Origin of the sequence: Microbacterium testaceum, from assembly GCF_006539145.1 — a bacterium.
In the GTDB taxonomy this organism is placed as follows: domain Bacteria; phylum Actinomycetota; class Actinomycetes; order Actinomycetales; family Microbacteriaceae; genus Microbacterium; species Microbacterium testaceum.
In genome coordinates, this window is the sequence record NZ_BJML01000001.1 from 561,366 (window position 1) to 578,530 (window position 17,165).

Here is a 17,165-nt window from a genome sequence, read left to right on the forward strand (position 1 = left end):
CCACGATCGCGAGGTGTAGGATGGAAGCCGTACGAACGTGCGTCGGATGCCGCGCACGTGCCCCCCGATCCTCGCTTCTGCGTGTGGTCGCGGACGGATCCGTCCTCGTCGCAGACGAGCGAGCGGTTCTTCCCGGTCGGGGCGCGTGGGTGCACGAGACGGACGCGTGTGTGAGCAAAGCGCTTGCACGCCGCGCCTTCGTACGAGCATTGCGTGTGTCAGGCCCGCTTGACACGCAGACCTTCGAATCACACCACCAGCGAAAAGGCTGAACGGCTATGGACACGAAGTGAACGGCTCGAAATGAGACCCGTCCGCAACTAACGGTCTGCCCTGTCCGGGGTAGGCCCTCAGACAGGAGAATTGTGGCAAAACCACGCGTGCACGAGATCGCTTCCGAGCTCGGCGTCGACAGCAAGGTCGCGCTTGCGAAGCTGAAGGAGCTCGGCGAATTCGTCAAGAGCCCCTCATCCACCATCGAACCCCCGGTCGCCCGTAAGCTCCGCGCTGCGCTGGCCTCCGAAGGCTCGTCTTCCTCTTCGGATGCCAAGCCCGCCGCCTCCGCGGCGCGCCCCGCCGCCCGTCCCGGCCCGGCTCGTCCGGCCGCGACCCCCGGCAACCGTCCGTCGGGTCCCACGCCCGGACCTGCGAAGCCCGCGGCCCCCGCTGCTCCCGCAGCGGCTCCGGCCGAGGCTGCGCCCGTGGCATCCGCCCCGGCTCCCGCAGCCGCGTCTGCGGCGAAGCCGTCGACTCCGTCGTCGCCGCCGAGCCCCGGCTCGACCGCGCCGACCCCCGGTGCTGCGGCACCCGGTGCCGGTGCCCCCAAGCCCGGCCCCAGCGCGCCCCCGCGTCCGGGTGGAGCCCGTCCGGGCAACAACCCCTTCGCGTCCTCGCAGGGCATGGGTCAGCGTCCCGCCGGCCCCCGTCCGGGCAACAACCCCTTCGCCTCGGCGCAGGGCATGGGCCAGCGCCCGACCCCCGGCAACATCCCGCGTCCGCAGGCTCCGCGCCCCGGCGCTCCGCGTCCCGGTGCCCCGCGCCCCGGTGGTGTCGGTCGTCCCGGCGGTGGCGGTCGTCCCGGCGCTCCGTTCCAGCAGCGTCCCGGCGGTCCCGGTCGTCCCGGCGGCGCCGGTGGCGGTTTCCAGCGCCCCGGTGGCGGCGCTCCGGCCGGTGGTTTCGCCGGTCGTCCCGGTGGCGGCGGTGGCCGTGGCCGTGGTCCCGGCGGCGGCACCGCGGGTGCCTTCGGTAAGGGCGGCGGCAAGTCCAAGCAGCGTAAGTCGCGTCGGGCGAAGCGGCAGGAGTTCGAGATGCGGTCGGCGCCGGTCGTCGGCGGCGTCAACGTCTCGAAGGGCAACGGCGAGATCATCCGCCTGCGTCGCGGTGCCTCCATCGCCGACTTCGCGGACAAGCTCGAGGCCCTGCGCGGCTACACCGTGCAGCCCGGCACGCTCGTGACCATCCTGTTCAACCTGGGCGAGATGGCCACCGCGACCGAGTCGCTCGACGAGGCCACCTTCGAGGTGCTCGGAGCCGAGCTCGGCTACAAGATCCAGATGGTCTCGCCCGAGGACGAAGACAAGGAGCTCCTCGAGGGCTTCGGTCTCGACCTCGACGCCGAACTCGAGGCCGAGAGCGAGGACGATCTCGAGATCCGTCCTCCCGTGGTCACCGTCATGGGCCACGTCGACCACGGTAAGACGCGACTGCTCGACGCCATCCGCCAGACCAACGTGGTAGCGGGCGAGGCCGGCGGCATCACGCAGCACATCGGTGCGTACCAGATCTGGACCGAGCACGAGGGCATCGAGCGCGCGATCACCTTCATCGACACCCCGGGTCACGAGGCGTTCACCGCCATGCGTGCCCGTGGTGCGCAGGTGACCGACATCGCGATCCTCGTGGTCGCGGCCGACGACGGCATCATGCCCCAGACGGTCGAGGCGCTGAACCACGCCCAGGCGGCGAACGTGCCGATCGTGGTCGCGGTCAACAAGGTCGACAAGCCCGACGCCAACCCGGCCAAGGTGCGCCAGCAGCTCACCGAGTACGGTCTGGTCGCCGAGGAGTACGGCGGAGACGTCATGTTCGTCGACGTCTCGGCTCGTCAGAACCTCAACATCCAGGCCCTCCTGGATGCGGTCCTGCTCACCGCCGACGCCGGTCTCGACCTCACGGCCAACCCGAACAAGGCGGCCCGCGGTGTCGCGATCGAGGCGAAGCTCGACAAGGGTCGCGGTTCGGTCGCCACGGTGCTCATCCAGTCCGGAACCCTCCGCGTCGGCGACGCGATCGTCGCAGGAACGGCGTACGGCCGCGTCCGCGCGATGATGGACGAGAACGGCGAAGCGGTCGAAGAGGCCTACCCGTCGCGTCCCGTCTCGGTTCAGGGCCTCAACTCCGTGCCCCGCGCCGGCGACGTCTTCATCGTCACCGAAGAAGACCGCACCGCCCGTCAGATCGCCGAGAAGCGCGAAGCGGCCGAGCGCAATGCCCAGCTGGCCAAGGCCCGCAAGCGCATCTCGCTCGAGGACTTCACCCGCGCTCTCGAAGAGGGCAAGGTCGAGTCGCTCAACCTCATCATCAAGGGTGACGTGTCGGGTGCCGTCGAGGCGCTCGAAGAGTCGCTGCTCAAGATCGAGGTCGACGACAGCGTCCAGCTGCGCATCATCCACCGCGGTGTGGGTGCGATCACCGAGTCGGACATCAACCTGGCCACGATCGACAACGCGATCGTGATCGGCTTCAACGTCCGTCCCGACACGAAGGCCCGTGAGCGCGCCGCCCGCGAGGGTGTCGACGTGCGGTTCTACTCGGTCATCTACAACGCGATCGACGACGTCGAGCAGTCGCTCAAGGGCCTGCTCAAGCCGGAGTTCGAAGAGGTGCAGTCGGGTGTCGCCGAGATCCGCGAGGTGTTCCGCTCCTCGAAGTTCGGCAACATCGCCGGTGTCATCGTGCGATCGGGAACGATCACGCGAAACGCCAAGGCACGTGTCATCCGCGATGGCGTCGTGCTGGCCGACGGCCTGGCCATCGAGTCGCTGCGTCGCTTCAAGGACGACGTCACCGAGGTGCGTACGGACTTCGAGGCCGGTATCGGTCTGGGCAAGTTCAACGACATCCAGATCGGTGACGAGATCGAGACCACCGAAATGGTCGAGAAGCCGCGAGGCTGATCACATCGAGCGGGAGTCGCGTCATGGGCGCGGCTCCCGCTTCGGCCTGCGGGGGTGTGCATTCCCCCGAGCAGAGCGGGGCCCCTACCCCGATGCTCGGAGGAATGCACACCCCCTCCGGCCTACGCTGGGGCGGCTCCGTGACGGGACGCCCGCCGCTGCGATCCACGCGCGGTGGTATGGAGAAGAAGGAGAAGGCAGTGGCAGGGGAACGACAGGCCCGAGTGGCGGACCGGATTCGCGTGGTGCTCGCCGAGCGCCTCGAGAAGGGGCTGCGCGACCCGCGGCTCGGATTCGTCACCATCACCGACGTGCGGGTCACGGGTGACCTCCAGCACGCGTCGGTTTTCTATACCGTCATGGGCGACGAAGCGCACCGCGCCGACACCGCCGCCGCGCTCAAGTCGGCGACCGGCATGCTGCGCAGCGAGGTCGGCAAGAACCTCAACACGCGCCTGACCCCGTCGCTCGAGTTCATCCTCGACGCGATCCCCGAGAACGCCGATCACATCTCGGCGCTGCTGCGCGAAGCGCGCGAGCGCGACGAGTCGGTCGCGGGCCTCGCCGCCTCGGCCGCGTACGCCGGCGATGCCGATCCGTACGTCAAACCGCGTGAGGACGACGATGAGGACGCCGCAGACGACGACCTCGACGAGGACGACGCCCCGCGCGCCTGACCTCGACACCACACGGCCGGACCCCGCCTCATCGGCGGAGTCCGGCCGTTCGTCTTGCTGCGGCATCCGGACCGCCGTCCTGCAGATGAGAAGAGTGACACGCCGGTCCGGGGCGGGAACGGGGCGGCGAGTCGGGTGTCGGGTCCGCAGGACGGTGGGTGTCGAAGCGGACTCGGATTCAGGATGCCGGGTGGCCGGGCAGACGCAGGTGATCGTCGACCGCTTCGACAAGGCCGTCGGCGATGAGCGAGTCGATCGCGCGGTCGCGCTGCGCGGCATCCGGCCATTCGGGGATTATCGCGAACGCCGGGACCGCCGCGGGCGCGGCCTCGCGAAGGGTCTTCAGCACCGCCCCGCGGGTCTGCCGATCGCTGCCCTCGTACGTGGCCTGTTTGCGCCGACGGTCCTCGGATGCCGGATACCCGGCCGCCCGCCATGCGCACTGCGCCGCGAGGGGACATGCCTCGCACTTCGGCGCTCGGGCGGTGCAGACGATCGCGCCGAGCTCCATCGCGGCGGCGTTGACGATCGCGGCCTCGGCGATGTCGGCGGGGAGCTCGGCCTCCATCGCCTCGAGGTCGCGGCGGTTCGGCGGACCGGGCTGCGCGCGACCCTCGACCGCACGGGCGAGCACGCGGCGGGTGTTCGTGTCGACGACCGGATGCCGATCGCCGTAGGCGAAGACGGCGACGGCCCTCGCGGTGTAGTCGCCGATTCCGGTGAGGGCCAGAAGCGCATCGACGTCGCGGGGAACGACGCCGTCGTGACGATCGCGGATCTCGACGGCGGCGCGATGCAGCCACAGCGCGCGCCGCGGATAGCCGAGGTTCGCCCACTGCGTGACGGCATCGCCCGGGGGAGAGGCGGCGAGGTCGGCCGGCGTCGGCCAACGGGTCAGCCACGCTTCCAGGTGGGGGACGACGCGGTTCACCGGCGTCTGCTGCAGCATGAACTCGCTCACGAGCGTGCCCCAGGCGCCGAATCCCTCGCGGCGCCAGGGGAGGTCGCGGGCCGCGTCGCGGTACCACGCGATGAGCGGGGCGGCGAGTCCTGGCATCCGTCCAGCCTACGGTCGTCAACGGGGGCCGGACTTCACGCACGAACGCCGTTCGCGCGCATGAACACGGGCTGCACGCGTTTCTGCGCGTCGATCGCGTTTATGTGTGACGGGGGACGCCGAGACCGGGCTGGCACGGGGCCGCGGGAGCGGTCGGGTGTCGGTGGTCGACCCTAGGCTGGAGGCATGTCGAGTGAGAACCCCGTCGAGACCCTGCAGCGGAGCCTGCGCGACCTGATGCGGCAGAACGCCCGCGCGGGGCACGTCGTCGTGGCGGTCGATGCTCTCGACCTCGGCGCGGCGATGGACTTCGCGGGCGAGTTCGAGAAGGCGATCGCCGACGAGGGCACGGCGGTGTTCCATGTCTCCGTCGCCGACGGTGCGCCCGAGGTGCGCGAGTGGTTGATCACGCCGTTCCGGGCGGGCGAGGCGTTCGGTCCCGGGTACGTCGCTCCGAGCGACGCGGTGCTCGTCGTATCGGGCCGCTTCCTGCACCGCCCCGAAGTGCGCGGCCTGTGGAACTTCTCGATCTGGCTCGAGAGCAACCCGCCCATCGGCACCCCGCGCCCCGAGCTCCCCGATACCGAGAAGCAGTACCTCCGCACGGTGCGCCCCAAGGCCGAAGCGTCCGTCATCGTCGAGAACTCCGACCCCTCGCACCCCGTGCAGGTATTCGGAGACTTCTGCTGATGGTGCGTCCCGGAATCCTCCTGGTCGACAAGCCCGGAGGCATCACCAGCCATGACGTCGTCTCGCGCGCCCGGCGCGCGCTCGGAACCCGCAAGATCGGCCACGCCGGCACGCTCGACCCGATGGCCACGGGCCTGCTCGTGCTCGGCGTCGAGGGGGCGACGCGGTTGCTGACCTACATCGTCGGCGCCGACAAGACCTACGAGGCCACCATTCTGCTCGGCGTCGCCACCGACAGCGACGACGCCGACGGTGTCGAATCGGCGCGGGCGGATGCCGCCGACGTCGCGGCGGTGACCGATGAGGCCATCGCCGCGGGCATCTCCGCCCTCACCGGCGACATCCAGCAGGTGCCCAGCACCGTCTCGGCCATCAAGGTCGCGGGCCGTCGCGCCTACGACCTCGCGCGCGCCGGCGAAGAGGTCGAGCTGAGAGCGCGGAGCGTCACGGTGTCGCGATTCCACGTGCGCGAGATGCGTCGCGGCGACGATGCGATCGAGCTCGACGTGGTCGTGGACTGCACGAGCGGCACGTACATCCGCGCTCTCGCCCGCGACCTCGGTCGCGCGGTCGGCATCGGAGGGCACCTCACGGCTCTGCGTCGTACGCGCATCGGGGCGTTCGACGTCGCCGCCGCGGCATCCGTCGACGACATCGCCGAAGACGCCCTCGTCGCGCCCGCGACCGCGGCGGCCGTCGTGATGAGCGTCCTCGCCGTGGGTGAGGAAGAGGCGCGAGATCTGCGGCACGGCAAGCGCATCGACGGGGGAGGCCGCCTGACCGGTGCGGTCGCTGCCGCGATCGACCCCGAGGGACGCCTGATCGGCGTCGTCGAGAAGCGCGGAACGCAGCTCAAGAGCGTCATGAACATGCCCGAGGAGGTCGCCCGATGATCCTGTGGTTCACGCTCGCACAGGTGGGGATCGCCGTGATCGCGGGTCTCGTCGCGGTCACAGCCGGTCTCATCGGCCGGCGTCCCGGAGACGTCACGGTCGGCTCTCTCGCCCTCATCGAGCTGCTGCTCCTCGTGCAGATCGTCGTGGCGATCATCGCGCCGTTGGCCGGCAACCCGCCCACCGGGAGCCTGCTGGAGTTCTGGACGTACCTCGTCTCGGCCGCGCTCGTGCCCGTGGCGGGAGCCGCGTGGGCCCTTCTGGAGCGCAGTCGCTGGAGCACCGTCGTCATGGGGGTCGCGGCCCTCGCCGTGGCCGTGATGGTGTGGCGCATGCACCAGATCTGGACCGTGCAGATCGCCTGACGCCGGAGCCCCGCTCGCCGAAGCCGCGAGCGAACTAGAATCGACAGGTCATGGCATCCACCACTCCCACCCGCTCCCGGGGGATGACCGGCATCGGCCGTGTCCTCGTCGTCGTCTACGGCATCATGGCGCTCGCCGCCACGGGCCGCTCGTTCGTGCAGATCGTGCGCGAGTTCGCCGACGCCCCCCTCGCATACTCGCTGTCGGCTCTCGCGGCGGTCGTCTACATTCTCGCGACCCTTGCGCTCGTCTTCTCGGCGCGACCGGCCTGGTACCGGATCGCGTGGGTCGCGATCGGTTTCGAGTTGGTCGGCGTTCTCGTCGTGGGAACCCTGAGCCTGGTGCTGCCCGAGCTGTTCCAACACCCGACGGTGTGGTCGGTCTACGGCTACGGGTATCTGTTCATCCCCCTCGTGCTGCCCTTCCTCGGACTCTGGTGGCTCACACGTCACCGCCGGGCGACCCGGTGATCGTCTTCCGCGACCCCGCGGAGGTGCCGGCGCACTTCGGTCCCTCGGTGGTGGCGATCGGCAAGTTCGACGGCGTGCACACCGGGCACCGTGCCGTGATCGATCGCGCGCGCATCGACGCCTCCGACGGGGCGCGGGTTGTCGCGGTGACCTTCGACCGCAACCCGCTGAGCGTGCTGCGCCCCGAGAAGTGCCCTCCCGACGTCATCGGGCCGCACCAGAAGCTCGACCTGCTCGAGCGCGCCGGGGTGGATGCCACGCTGCTGCTCACCTTCGACGAAGAGCTGGCCGCGATCCCCGCCGAGGACTTCGTGCTGAGGGTGCTCGTGCAGGCGCTGCAGGCGCGCACAGTGCTCGTGGGACGTGACTTCCGCTTCGGCGCCGGGGGAGAGGGCGACCCCGACCTGCTGACGCGCATGGGCGCGGAACACGGGTTCCGCGTCGACGTGGTGGACGACGTGCGCGCCGTCCACGCGGACCGGCGGGTGTCATCCACCTGGATCCGCGAGGCGTTGTCGGCGGGCGACGTCGCCACGGCCGCGCGCCTGCTCGGGCGGGCTCCCTCGGTGTGGGGCGAGGTCGTGCACGGACTCAAGCGAGGCCGTGAGCTCGGCTACCCGACCGCGAACCTGTCGCCCGATCTCGAGGGCTTCATCCCCGCGGACGGTGTCTACGCCGGTTGGCTCGTCGACGTCGACGGCGCACGACGCATCAGCTACCCGGCCGCGATCAGCGTCGGCACCAACCCGACGTTCGACGACGTGCACGCGCGCCAGGTCGAGGCCTACGTGATCGACGAGACCGGTCTCGACCTGTACGGCCATCACGTCGAGGTGCGCTTCGTCGAACGAGTGCGCGAGATGACGGCCTTCGACGGCATCGACGCGCTGCTGGTGCAGATGGCGGACGACGTGGAGCGGGCGCGGGCGATCCTGCGCTGAGTGCGAGGTCTCGGGGCATCGCCCCGGCGAAGGTGTGTGGCCCTTCGTACGGTGCGCGTCCTGCTCTCCGGTGCGTCCGCCGCAACAGGTGGTGCCGGCGTCCTCGGTCGCCGTTCAGTCCTGCCGCGACAGGTGATTCCGGATGCCGAGGAACGACGCCGCGGCCCCGAGCAGCATCAGCGCGGCCGTGAAGACGGCGGCGCGGTGGAAGCCGCCGAGGTCGAGGGAGCCGCCCACGACCGCCGAGACGGCGGCGATCGCCAGGAGCCCCGCGACGCGCGAGACGGCGTTGTTGACGGCCGAGGCGATGCCGGAACGCTCGGTGTTGATGGCCCCGAGCACGGCCGCGGTGAGCGGTGAGACGGTGGCGGTGAGCCCCAGGCCCCACACGACGACGCCGGGCAGGACCTGCGTCCAGTAGTCGAAGTCGCCGCTGACGTTCAGCAGCAGCAGCGCCCCGGCCGCCATCACGATCGGTCCGAGCGTCATGAACAGGCGCGGGCCGAAGCGCCCCGCGAGGGCGCCCATCCGCGAGCTGAGCAGGATCATCAACACGGTGCTCGGCAGCGACGCGAGCCCGGCGAGGGTGGCGGGCAGCCCCGCGCCCTGCTGCAGGTACACGCTCACCACGAACCCGTTGAGCGACAGTGCGGCGTACACGAAGACGGTCGCGAGGTTGCCCGCCCAGAAGTTGCGCGAGCGGAAGAGGTCGAGCGGCATCATCGGGTCGCGGGCCGTGCGCTGACGCAGGAGGAAACCCGCGAACGACAGGATGCCGATGACCCCGGGGAGCCAGATGACGGGGGACGCCCAGCCGAGGTTGGGTTGCTCGATGAGGGCGAAGACGATGCCGCCGAGGCCCAGGGCGCACAGGACCGCGCCGAGGATGTCGACGCGGGCGCCGGGCCGGCGGTGATCGCGGTGACCGAGACGGGCGAGCAACCACATGGTCACCGCGATGGGCAGCACGTTCACCAGGAACACCAGGCGCCACGACAGCGTGTCGACGAAGATGCCGCCGATGAGGGGACCGGCGATCATGGCGACGGTCGTCGCACCGGTCCAGATTCCGATCGCGCGGGCCTGGGCGGGCCCGCGGAATGTGGAGGTGATGAGGGCCAGAGAGCTCGGGACGAGGAGGGCGCCGGCGATGCCCTGCAGTGCGCGGGCGACGATGAGGAACTCGGCGGTGGGGGCGGCGGCGATCGCCAGTGAGGTGACTCCGAAACCGATGAGACCGATTCGCAGCACCACGATGCGCCCGAGGACGTCGCTCAGTGATCCCGCGACCAGGATGAACGCGCCGAGCGTCACCAGGTAGGCGTCGACGACCCATTGCTGCGTCGAGAGTCCGCCGCCCAGCTCGCCCGCGATGGCGGGGAGTGCGACGTTGACCACTGTCCCGTCGAGGAACGACACGAACGAGGCCAGGACGGCGATCGACAGGACGACCCGCTGCTCGCGTGTCATCGTCTCGGCCATGGCCCCAGCGTACGGTCCCCGGTGATCGTGCGCGCGGGGTGGACAGCGTCTCCGATGGTGTCGGGGACGCGTCCGAGGAATACCCCCAGGGGGTATCCTGTTCTGGACGGAGTGACCGGAGGAGAAGCCATGCGCGACAACACCGAATCCCCGACGTCGACCGCGGAAGCCGTGCTCGACATCGAGGGCATGACCTGCGCCAGCTGCGTCGCTCGGGTCGAGAAGCGGCTCGGCCGCGTCGACGGCGTCGAGGCCGCGGTCAACCTCGCGACCGAGACCGCGCGGGTCCGGTACCCGGCCGACCTCGACCCCTCGGCTCTCGTCGCGGCCGTGCGCGCCGCCGGCTACGACGCCACCGTGCGCCCGCGGTCCTCGTCTCGCGACACGACGGCGGAGGTCGCGGCATCCCTCCCGCTCCCGACGAACGAGCGACCGGATGCCGACACTCCGGCCCCCCGGCCCGTCGCTGTTCCCGCGCCCGGCGGCGACGTCGACGCCACGACCGGCCGCGCCCTCGACGGGGCCGCGGACCACGGCGGCCACGTCCACGACACCGGCGACGCCCCCGAGTCCACTCCGCTCCGCGTGCGGCTGTGGGTGTCGCTCGCACTCGCCATGCCTGTCGTCGCTCTCGGCATGATCCCTGCCGTGCAGTTCCCGGGCTGGCAGTGGGTGTCGCTCGTGCTCGCGACCCCGATCGTGCTGTGGGGTGGCTGGCCGTTCCACCGCGCCACGCTGCGCAATGCCCGCCACGGCGCCGCGACCATGGACACGCTCATCACCCTGGGCACGTTCGCCGCCTACCTGTGGAGCGTGTGGGCTCTCGTGTTCGGAACGGCCGGGCGGATCGGAATCCGGCACGAGGTCGTTCTCTTCGGCCCGGTGCACGACGCGACGTCGGTGGTCTATTTCGAGGTCGCGGCCGCGGTGACGGTGTTCCTGCTTCTCGGACGGGTGATCGAGCAGCGCTCCACGCGCCGAGCCGGGGCCGCGCTGCGGGCCCTCCTCGACCTGGGCGCGCGCGACGCCGAGCTCGCCGACGGTCGCCGCATCGACATCGACCGGCTGGCGGTCGGGGATGCCTTCGTCGTGCGTCCGGGAGCCACGGTCGCCACCGACGGTGAGGTGATCGAGGGGCGCGCCTTCATCGACGAGAGCATGCTGACGGGCGAAGCGCTTCCCGTCGATGTCGGGCCGGGGTCCACCGTCACCGGCGGCACGATCGCCTCGGGGGGCAGACTCGTCGTCCGCGCGACCGGAGTGGGAGAGCAGACCCGTCTGGCGCGCATCGCCCGCCTCGTCGAAGACGCCCAGCTCGGCAAGAGCCGCGTGCAGCGTCTCGCCGACCGCATCTCGGGCGTCTTCGTGCCCGTGGTCATCGTCCTCGCCGCGCTGACCCTCGGTGCGTGGCTCCTCGCCGGCCAACCCGTGGCCGCCGGCTTCACCGCGGCCGTCGCGGTGCTCATCATCGCGTGCCCCTGCGCTCTCGGACTGGCCACCCCCATCGCGATCCTCGTCGGCACCGGCCGCGGGGCGCAGCTCGGCATCCTCGTCACCGGACCCGCGGCCCTGGAGTCGGCCGAGCGCATCGACACGATCGTGCTCGACAAGACCGGCACCCTCACCTCGGGCCGGATGAGCGTGGCGCACGTCACGACCGTCGATGGTCAGGATGCCGCTGACGCGTTGCACCGCGTCGCCGCCGTCGAGCGCGGGTCGGAGCACCCCATCGCCCACGCGATCGTCGCCGCCGCGGGGGAGGGGGCGGTGGCGGTGGCGACGGACCTCGAGGCCCTGCCCGGCCGGGGCGTCACGGGAACCGTGGATGGCGTGCGGATCTTCGCGGGGCGTCCGGCGCTCGCCGCGGACCTCGGCGCGCGGCTGCCCGCGGCGCTCGCCGACGCCGTGGAGGCGGGGGAGCAGCGCGGCACCGTCGTCGTGGCCGGGTGGGACGACCCCGACGGCGTCCCCACCGCCCGGGTCGTCATCGAGGTGGCCGACACGATCCGCCCCGAGAGTGCCGCGGCGGTCGCGCAGCTGACCCAGATGGGCCTGGAGCCCGTGCTCCTCACCGGCGACAACGAGCATGTCGCCCGCGCCGTCGCCGATGCACTGGGCATCGAACGCGTACGCGCGGGGGTGCTGCCCGAGGGGAAGGTCGACGCGATCGCGGCGCTCCGCGCGGAGGGGCGCACCGTCGCGATGGTGGGCGACGGGGTCAACGACGCCGCGGCTCTGGCATCCGCTGATCTGGGGATCGCGATGGGCGGAGGGACGGATGCCGCGCTGCACGCGAGCGACGTGGCCCTCATGCGCGACGACCCGCGGGGTATCGTCACCGCCCTCGCCCTCAGCCGACGGACGATGCGGGTCATTCGCGGCAACCTTTTCTGGGCGTTCGCGTACAACGTCGCCGCGCTGCCGCTGGCCGCGCTGGGCTTGTTGAACCCGATGCTGGCCGGGGCCGCGATGGCCTTCTCGAGCGTGTTCGTCGTGCTGAACAGCCTGAGGCTGCGACGCGCGGTGTGATCGTGCGCGCGAGGTGCCGCGGACTACCGCCTCGCGGCCTTGCGCGGCGAGAAATTCCGGCACCTCACGCAGAAAGCGGCTTGCGACCGCTAGAATGGTGGCGACCCCGACTTCCGCTGTCCTCGCGAGCCGTTCCGGCGTAGACGCGTTGCGGGTCGCCGACACCGCTTCTTCGGCGGCGGTTCGAGCGACGAACTCCCGGGGTCACTGATCCACCGGCATTCGCCGGACGCTCCGGATTGTCATCCGGACGACACGCTCAGGAGGAGCATGCCGACTACGGCAACCGCGTCCCGAGGCTCGAGCCAACGACGCAGGAAGACCACGTCATCCCGACGCGACGACGAAGCACCCGTCATCCCGATCCTCGCCCGCAAGGTGCGCGAGATCGAGGCCAAGGCGCAGCGCGGAAAGCTCGGGCCCACCAACCGCGTCAAGTTCCAGGTGATCGCTTTCCTCGTGCGCGAGGAGCGCGCCCGGGTCAAGGCCGATACCGAGATCACCGACGCCGCGCGCGCCGAGTTGCTCAAGCGACTCGACGGGGTGGCCACGATCCTCGCGAAGACCGCCGCGCGCGACACGTCGCTGATCCAGCTGCTCGAGGTCGATCAGGCCACGTCGCCGGTCGCCCGGCGTATGCGCCGCGACTGGCTGCTCGAGTCCGGTGCCGAGCTGCCGCCCGACGAGCTCATCATCACCGACAACACGCCGAAGGCCGCCCCGGTCGTTCCCGCGGCGCTCGCCGAGAAGCAGGTCATCCCCGCCTCGATCGAGGCGCGCCAGATGGCGAACCCCTTCCTCGCCCCCGACCTCACGCCCCGCTCGACGGGGGACGCTCCGCGTCGTCGCCTCGACGGCTGGGAGCTCATGGGACCGCTGTACAAGGCGTTCGAGACCGGCGCCGGCGGCTCGGCCGCGAGCATGGAGCTGCCGCCCGTCCCCGAGTTCGACCGGCTCTCGCCGCGCGGGCTCGAGGTCATGCCGCACCAGTCGCGGTTCCTCGAGGCCGTCCGGACCGGGCACCGCTCGTTCCTTCTCGCCGACGAGCCGGGCCTCGGCAAGACCGCGGAGTCGGTGCTCGCCGCATCCGTGGCCGACGCATACCCGCTGCTGGTCGTCGTCCCCAACGTCGTGAAGATGAACTGGGCCCGCGAGGTGCAGCGGTGGACGCCGCAGCGACGCGCCACCGTCATCTCGGGCGGCGGTGCCGACATCGACGCCTTCGCCGACATCTTCATCGTCAACTACGAGATCCTCGACCGGCATCTGTCGTGGCTGTCGTCGATCGGGCTCAAGGGCATCGTCGTCGACGAGGCGCACTTCATCAAGAACCTCACGTCGCAGCGCTCGCAGAACGTGCTGGCCCTGGCATCCCGTGTCCGTCAGCAGACCCGCGACCCGCTCCTTCTCGCGCTGACCGGTACCCCGCTGATCAACGACGTCGAGGATTTCGACGCGATCTGGCGTTTCCTTGGCTGGACCAACGGCGAGAAGCCCGGTCCCGAGCTGATGGAGAAGCTGGATGCCACGGGCCTCACGCCCGCGGACAAGGCGTTCTACCCCGAGGCGCGCGAGGCCGTGATCTCGATGGGCATCGTGCGGCGCAAGAAGAAAGACGTCGCCGCCGACCTCCCCGACAAGCTCGTGGCAGACCTCCCGGTCGAGCTCGACGACGAATACGGCCGGTCGATCCGTCAGGCCGAGCGCGAGCTCGGTGCCCGGCTGGCCGCGAAGTACCGCCGCATCGTCGAGGCGCGCGGCGACCGGGGCCTCGCCGCCGGCGAGATCGACGACGACATCGTGCGTCTCGTCGCCCACGGTGAGCTCGAGGAATCCAAGGCCGCGGGCTCGGGCAGCGAGAACGTCTTCACAATGGTCCGCCGCATCGGCCAGGCCAAGGCGCACCTCGCCGCCGACTACGCCGTGCAGTTGCAGCGCTCGGTCGGCAAGGTCGTGTTCTTCGCCAAGCACATCGACGTGATGGATGCCGCGGAGGCCCACTTCAAAGCCTCCGGCCTCAAGGCCGTGTCGGTGCGCGGCGAGCAGACCTCGACCGCGCGCCAGGCCGCGATCGACGCGTTCAACAGCGATCCCGACGTGGGCATCGCGGTGTGCTCGCTCACGGCCGCCGGCGTCGGACTGAACATGCAGGCCGCCTCCAACGTCGTGCTCGCCGAGCTGTCGTGGACCGCGGCCGAGCAGACGCAGGCGATCGACCGCGTGCACCGCATCGGCCAGGAGGAGCCCGTGACCGCGTGGCGCATCATCGCCGCGCACACGATCGACACCAAGATCGCCGAGCTCATCGACTCGAAGGAGGGCCTCGCGGCCCGCGCGCTCGACGGCCAGGCGATCGAGCCCGGCTCGAGCGATTCGGTGCAGCTGTCGGCGCTCATGCACCTGCTGCGTCAGGCGCTCGGCGCGGCCTGACACGGTCCCTCGCGAACGCCCCGGCCGCTTCGGCGTCGGGGCGTTCGTGCGTGCGGAGGGGGTGCCCGTCTCCTGTTCGCGGCGGGTCGGGTCTCGTCGCGTCGCGTCGCGTCGCGGGAGCGGGCTGGGGCCCGGCGTCTGACGCCTTCGACGCACGGCGCGGGGCGCAGTTCGAGCGCCCGGGTCTCGGCATCCGCCCGCCCGTCCGTCACCGTGTGGCAGCGGTCCCGCCCGCGGCGATAGGGTCGAAGACGGCAACGGCGCCGCCCCCTTCACCCGAATCACAGCACCAGAGGACTCTGCCCATGAAGATCGGCATCCTGACCAGCGGCGGCGACTGCCCCGGGCTGAACGCGGTCATCCGTGGCGTCGTGCTCAAGGGCACGACGAACTACGACATCGAATTCGTCGGCATCCGAGACGGCTGGCGCGGAGTGGTCGACGGCGACTTCTTCCCGCTGACGCGTCACGAGGTGAAGGGCCTGTCCAAGGTCGGCGGCACCATCCTCGGCACGAGCCGCACCAACCCCTACGAGGGTGCACGCGGCGGCGCCGAGAACATCTCCAAGACGATGTACGGGCACCGGCTCGACGGCATCCTGGCCATCGGCGGCGAAGGCACGCTGGCCGCGGCCGACCGTCTGTCGAAGGACGGCATCAACGTGCTCGGCGTCCCCAAGACGATCGACAACGACCTCCGCGCCACCGACTACTCGTTCGGTTTCGACACGGCCGTCAACATCGCAACGGATGCCATGGACCGCCTCCGAACGACCGGTGACTCGCACCAGCGCTGCATGGTGGCCGAGGTCATGGGCCGTCACGTCGGCTGGATCGCCCTGCACGCGGGTATCGCCGCGGGTGCCCACGTGATCTGCATCCCCGAGGTGCCGATGTCGATCGACGAGATCGTCGAGCAGGTCACCCGCGCGCACGACCGCGGTCGCGCGCCCCTGGTCGTCGTGTCGGAGGGCTTCAAGCTCACGGGCATGGACGAGGCCTTCAGCGACAAGGGCCTCGATGCCTTCAACCGTCCCCGCCTGGGCGGCATCGGCGAGCTGCTCGCGCCCGAGATCGAGCGCCTCACCGGCATCGAGACCCGTTCCACCGTGCTCGGACACATCCAGCGCGGCGGTTCGCCCTCGGGCTTCGACCGCGTCCTCGCCACGCGCCTGGGTCTGCATGCCGCCGACGCTCTCCACGAAGGCGCGTGGGGCCAGATGGTGGCGATGCGCGGCACCGACATCGTGCGCGTCCCCTTCGCCGACGCCCTCGGCGAGCTCAACAGCGTGCCCCTGTACCGCTACGAAGAGGCCGCAGCCCTCTTCGGCTGAGCTTCGGTGCGTCGACGCCCCGTCCCGCCTCGTGCGGGGCGGGGCGTTGCGCTGTTCGGTGGGGCGTTCGCGCTGTGTGGTGGAGGCGCTGTGTGGTGGGCGGGCGGGGCGTGCTCAACCATGTCCCGAATTATGCAGTTCATGTCCCACTTTCGGCTGCCTACAGGCCTGTCAGGCAGCCACAGTTGGGACATGGCCGCGACCCCGTCGCACTGTCCCGGGCGGGCTACCGTGCAATGTCCCGAACGACGCGACTCATGTCCCACTTTCGGCTGCCTACGGGCCTCTCAAGCAGCCGAAATTGGGACATGGTCGCGACACCCTCGCGATTCACCGCGCCTCCGCCTGTGGACAACCGTCGGAGCGGAGGGAGGAGGCGAGAAGCTGAGGGATGCCGAGCCCTCGCCCTCTCCCCGGACAGCTTCCCCGACACTTCTCTGTCGGCGCCGCCGCCGAGCTGGGGGTCACGCGCGCTCGATTGCGCGCCGGGGATCTGAAGACGCCGTTTCACGGCATCCGATCTTCGCAAGCCGCTGAACCCTCGTCTCTTGTCGAGCAGTGCCTGGAGTATGCGCCTCGGCTCACGCCTTGGCAGTTCTTCAGTCATGAGACGGCGCTCGCCCTCTGGGGGATCTGCACGCCGGAGTGGCCCTATGTACCGCGGATTCACGTGTCCGCACACCGCCCGAGGAGGGAGCCGCGAACCGACGGGGTCGTCGGCCATCGACTGCAGACCCGCGCACCGGCATTCTCCGCAGGCCGGCACGGCCTGCCGGTGGAGAACCCCGCACGTGCATGGCGCCAATGCGGGCGGCTGTGGCCGCTCGATGACCTGGTCGCTGCGGCGGACGCACTCTTGAGCGGCCGATCCCCGTTGGCGAATGCGCAGCAGTTGCGCTCCGAGATCAGCGAGATGGGCGACGTGCGAGGCGGTGTTCTCCGTGCGGCGATCGGACTCGCTCGGCCTGGCGTGCGGTCTCCGAGGGAGACGCGTCTGCGTCTTCTGCTCGCTCGGAACGGGCTCCCCACCCCCGAGGTCAATGCCGACATCTTCGACGCACGAGGTTTGTTTGTCGCAGAGATCGACCTCGCCTTCCCGAGGTGGATGGTCGCTGTCGAGT

Annotated in this window: 13 protein-coding genes; 11 read left to right on the forward strand and 2 right to left on the reverse strand. The window is 70.6% G+C overall.

Features of this window, described 5'->3' with window-relative positions:
- Positions 1-20: 20 nt before the first annotated feature.
- The 3 genes from MTE01_RS02720 to rbfA all read left to right on the forward strand — a co-directional run bounded on the left by MTE01_RS02720 (position 21) and on the right by rbfA (position 3,853).
- Complete coding sequence (locus tag MTE01_RS02720; protein ID WP_103210325.1) at positions 21-272, forward strand: YlxR family protein; 252 nt, start codon at positions 21-23, stop codon at positions 270-272.
- A 93-nt stretch (positions 273-365) separates the two neighbouring features.
- The gene (gene infB / locus MTE01_RS02725; RefSeq protein ID WP_174799630.1) at positions 366-3,176 is read left to right on the forward strand and encodes a translation initiation factor IF-2; all 2,811 of its coding nucleotides are present in this window, start codon (positions 366-368) and stop codon (positions 3,174-3,176) included.
- Positions 3,177-3,376: 200 nt separating this feature from the next.
- Complete coding sequence (gene rbfA / locus MTE01_RS02730; RefSeq protein WP_103210850.1) at positions 3,377-3,853, forward strand: 30S ribosome-binding factor RbfA; 477 nt, start codon at positions 3,377-3,379, stop codon at positions 3,851-3,853.
- Positions 3,854-4,031: 178 nt separating this feature from the next.
- Here rbfA and MTE01_RS02735 read toward each other — a convergent pair whose 3' ends face one another.
- On the reverse strand, positions 4,032-4,910 hold the full coding sequence (locus tag MTE01_RS02735) for an iron-sulfur binding domain-containing protein (protein ID WP_103210330.1): 879 nt from the start codon (positions 4,908-4,910) through the stop codon (positions 4,032-4,034).
- Positions 4,911-5,096: 186 nt separating this feature from the next.
- Here MTE01_RS02735 and MTE01_RS02740 point away from each other — a divergent pair, with 186 nt between their 5' ends.
- Genes MTE01_RS02740 through MTE01_RS02760 form a run of 5 tightly spaced genes read left to right on the forward strand, consistent with a single transcriptional unit; the run spans position 5,097 to position 8,269 of the window.
- Entirely contained in the window at positions 5,097-5,600 is a 504-nt protein-coding gene (locus MTE01_RS02740; RefSeq protein ID WP_141375572.1) for a nucleoside/nucleotide kinase family protein, read from the forward strand.
- Positions 5,600-6,493, forward strand: coding sequence for a tRNA pseudouridine(55) synthase TruB (gene truB, locus MTE01_RS02745; RefSeq protein ID WP_141375574.1), 894 nt, complete (start codon positions 5,600-5,602; stop codon positions 6,491-6,493). The genes MTE01_RS02740 and truB overlap by 1 nt, the downstream gene beginning before the upstream one ends.
- Positions 6,490-6,858 carry a hypothetical protein gene (locus MTE01_RS02750; RefSeq protein WP_103210336.1) on the forward strand — a complete coding sequence of 123 codons (369 nt, stop codon included), beginning with the start codon at positions 6,490-6,492 and terminating at the stop codon, positions 6,856-6,858. Before truB ends, MTE01_RS02750 begins: the two co-directional genes overlap by 4 nt.
- Before the next feature lie 50 nt (positions 6,859-6,908).
- Positions 6,909-7,328, forward strand: a complete 420-nt coding sequence (locus tag MTE01_RS02755; RefSeq protein WP_103210338.1) for a hypothetical protein — start codon at positions 6,909-6,911, stop codon at positions 7,326-7,328.
- A complete protein-coding gene (locus MTE01_RS02760; RefSeq protein ID WP_103210851.1) occupies positions 7,325-8,269 on the forward strand; it encodes a bifunctional riboflavin kinase/FAD synthetase in 945 nt (314 codons plus the stop codon). Before MTE01_RS02755 ends, MTE01_RS02760 begins: the two co-directional genes overlap by 4 nt.
- A 114-nt stretch (positions 8,270-8,383) precedes the next feature.
- Here MTE01_RS02760 and MTE01_RS02765 read toward each other — a convergent pair whose 3' ends face one another.
- Positions 8,384-9,751 (reverse strand): MFS transporter, encoded by a 1,368-nt coding sequence (locus MTE01_RS02765; protein ID WP_141375576.1) that lies wholly within the window; start codon positions 9,749-9,751, stop codon positions 8,384-8,386.
- A gap of 129 nt (positions 9,752-9,880) precedes the next feature.
- Here MTE01_RS02765 and MTE01_RS02770 point away from each other — a divergent pair, with 129 nt between their 5' ends.
- The 3 genes from MTE01_RS02770 (at position 9,881) to MTE01_RS02780 (ending at position 16,044) form a co-directional block, all read left to right on the forward strand.
- Positions 9,881-12,280 (forward strand): heavy metal translocating P-type ATPase, encoded by a 2,400-nt coding sequence (locus MTE01_RS02770; protein WP_141375578.1) that lies wholly within the window; start codon positions 9,881-9,883, stop codon positions 12,278-12,280.
- 270 nt (positions 12,281-12,550) lie between these two features.
- Positions 12,551-14,710, forward strand: a complete 2,160-nt coding sequence (locus MTE01_RS02775) for a DEAD/DEAH box helicase (protein WP_103210344.1) — start codon at positions 12,551-12,553, stop codon at positions 14,708-14,710.
- A 305-nt stretch (positions 14,711-15,015) separates the two neighbouring features.
- Positions 15,016-16,044, forward strand: coding sequence for a 6-phosphofructokinase (locus MTE01_RS02780; protein ID WP_141375580.1), 1,029 nt, complete (start codon positions 15,016-15,018; stop codon positions 16,042-16,044).
- Positions 16,045-17,165: the final 1,121 nt, after the last annotated feature.

Bases quoted from the DNA above. Each gene is read 5' to 3' on its own strand.
- MTE01_RS02770 (WP_141375578.1), top strand. From the start codon at position 9,881: ATGCGCGACAACACCGAATCCCCGACGTCGACCGCGGAAGCCGTGCTC.
- MTE01_RS02735 (WP_103210330.1), bottom strand. From the start codon at position 4,910: ATGCCAGGACTCGCCGCCCCGCTCATCGCGTGGTACCGCGACGCGGCC.
- MTE01_RS02755 (WP_103210338.1), top strand. From the start codon at position 6,909: ATGGCATCCACCACTCCCACCCGCTCCCGGGGGATGACCGGCATCGGC.
- MTE01_RS02740 (WP_141375572.1), top strand. From the start codon at position 5,097: ATGTCGAGTGAGAACCCCGTCGAGACCCTGCAGCGGAGCCTGCGCGAC.
- MTE01_RS02775 (WP_103210344.1), top strand. From the start codon at position 12,551: ATGCCGACTACGGCAACCGCGTCCCGAGGCTCGAGCCAACGACGCAGG.
- MTE01_RS02765 (WP_141375576.1), bottom strand. From the start codon at position 9,751: ATGGCCGAGACGATGACACGCGAGCAGCGGGTCGTCCTGTCGATCGCC.
- MTE01_RS02720 (WP_103210325.1), top strand. From the start codon at position 21: ATGGAAGCCGTACGAACGTGCGTCGGATGCCGCGCACGTGCCCCCCGA.
- truB (WP_141375574.1), top strand. From the start codon at position 5,600: ATGGTGCGTCCCGGAATCCTCCTGGTCGACAAGCCCGGAGGCATCACC.
- MTE01_RS02750 (WP_103210336.1), top strand. From the start codon at position 6,490: ATGATCCTGTGGTTCACGCTCGCACAGGTGGGGATCGCCGTGATCGCG.
- MTE01_RS02780 (WP_141375580.1), top strand. From the start codon at position 15,016: ATGAAGATCGGCATCCTGACCAGCGGCGGCGACTGCCCCGGGCTGAAC.